Source organism: Pelovirga sp., from assembly GCF_059864205.1.
Genome location: NZ_JCBCBS010000154.1, coordinates 1 through 1,842, shown reverse-complemented (window position 1 = coordinate 1,842; position 1,842 = coordinate 1). Strand labels below are relative to the sequence as shown.

Sequence of the window (1,842 nt, the reverse complement as noted above, 5' to 3'; positions counted from 1 at the left end):
TCACCGGAACGCACTGCGCCCTGGTCCACACGACCCGTCACCTGAGACTCTATGCGCCCGCTGGTGCGGGTCTGCAAGGTGCCAATCGCCTCATAGTATTGAGGTAAAGCCACTGTTCGCGCGGCCACTTGTTTTTCGTTCAAAGGAAGGTCAGGATCAGGTGCCAAAGCATCCTCGGGTCCGATTTGCCCGGTCCTGAAAAAGCCACCAACATAGAGAATCAGCCCGACCAGCAGCAGGCCACCGATGACCGATGGTAGCCAGCGTTTGACATTGTTTTTCTTAGTGACATCCTGCGTCATTGAGCGCCTCCCGTTGACTCAGCATAAAAATGCCCCTCACCCAGGGTGCGCGCCAGCTCGACAAGAGCACGCAAGTGGTCGCGCTCGGCTGCGGCTGCGGCCATGCGACTGCGGCTCAGAGTCAGTTCAGCCTCCAGATAGCGTGTCACTGCGGCTGCGCCCCCGGCAAAACGCGTTTGTACCAGTGAAAAAGCCTCTTGGGCTTGCGTCACTGCCGCAACCGTTACCCTCTGGTGCGCTACAGCTTCCTCGACTCCCAACCAGGCCTTACGTACCTGCAGTTCAATGTCTCGGCGCAGATGCCGTTCAGCAGCCAGGCTTTGCTGAACCAGGCTGCGGGCTTTTTCGGTCCGTGCTGAGGTGGCAAAGCCGGCAAAGAGCTCCCAGCTCAGACGAGCACCCAGGGTCCAATTGAGTTGATCAGCGTTATAGGCCAGGTTGGAATCATCATGGTAAAGGCGTGCCTCCAGATCAAGGCGCGGCAGATATTCGGAGCGGGCAACACCGTGTCCCAGGCGTGCGCTTTGCAGGTTCAACCGGCTCCCGGTCAATTCTGCCCGGCGCGTTAAGGCCCGCTCAAGGGCCAGGGCATAATCTTGCGGAGGCTCGTAGGTAAAACTGTTTGAGGCGATGTGCAACGGGGTGTGGGCATCGCGGTCGAGCAACACCGCAAGTGCCGCCTGCAGCCGTTGCTGATGCGCACCGGCACGAATAATTTCTGACTGGGCCTCGGCCCGTCGCACCTGCAATGACAGTAAATCCGCACGCAACAGGCTGCCCCCGGCAAGGCGCACCTGTGCCAGTTCGATCTCGCGCTCGACCACGGCAAGACTCTGCTGAGCGATCTCCACCAGGGTTTGCGCCGTCAGCAGAGTAAGATAGGTATCGATGACTGCAGCTTCAAGCTGATTGACGAGGGCGTCACGTTCACTGTATGCCTGCTCCAGTCCTAACCGGGACTGCTGGTAACGTAGTCTGTCGCGCCCGCCGGCATAGAGGTTCAGTTGTGCCTGAATCCCGGTTTCCCAATTGTCGAAGCGGCCTGGATCATTGAAATCCACTTGCGAAGGCAACTGACGGGCATCGATGGTTTTGAACAGATAGGCGGAAGGGGCGTCGCCGCGCAGATATTCCAGTGAGACCTCTATCTGCGGCCAAAATGCCGCACGACTCTCCTTCACGGTCGCCTGTGCCTGGGCGATGCGTGCTTCTGCCTGCTCCAGCGCCGGGTTTGCAGAACGTGCCAGATTCAGGGATTTTTCCAGGGTGAGAATTTCGGCGCCGGCGCCGAAAGCCGCTGTCAATGCAGACAACAACAGCAACAAAACCACAAACGCTTGCAAAGTCTTCAAATATGGCATGAACATATCTCGAGAAAAAAGAAACGTAACTATTCAGCTGTCGTCCTTGCCACCGGATCGGGGGGTCCGGTGCTGAACAGATACAAAGAGACCAATCAATCTAATATTTAATATATATAGCTTTATGTATTGATTGTCAACTTCATCATGCCGTCTTACAGCTCAAAGGGCGGTGATCA

2 protein-coding genes are annotated in these 1,842 nt (G+C 56.9%); both read right to left on the bottom strand.

The features are described 5' to 3' along the window. A partial coding sequence (locus AC6F7T_RS09880; RefSeq protein WP_500718405.1) for a hypothetical protein occupies positions 1-302 on the bottom strand: 302 nt, incomplete at its 3' end. Beyond that, positions 299-1,663, bottom strand: coding sequence for a TolC family protein (locus tag AC6F7T_RS09875; RefSeq protein WP_500718403.1), 1,365 nt, complete (start codon positions 1,661-1,663; stop codon positions 299-301). The genes AC6F7T_RS09880 and AC6F7T_RS09875, both read right to left, overlap by 4 nt. Positions 1,664-1,842 lie beyond the last annotated feature (179 nt).

Bases quoted from the DNA above. Each gene is read 5' to 3' on its own strand.
- AC6F7T_RS09875 (WP_500718403.1), bottom strand. From the start codon at position 1,663: ATGCCATATTTGAAGACTTTGCAAGCGTTTGTGGTTTTGTTGCTGTTG.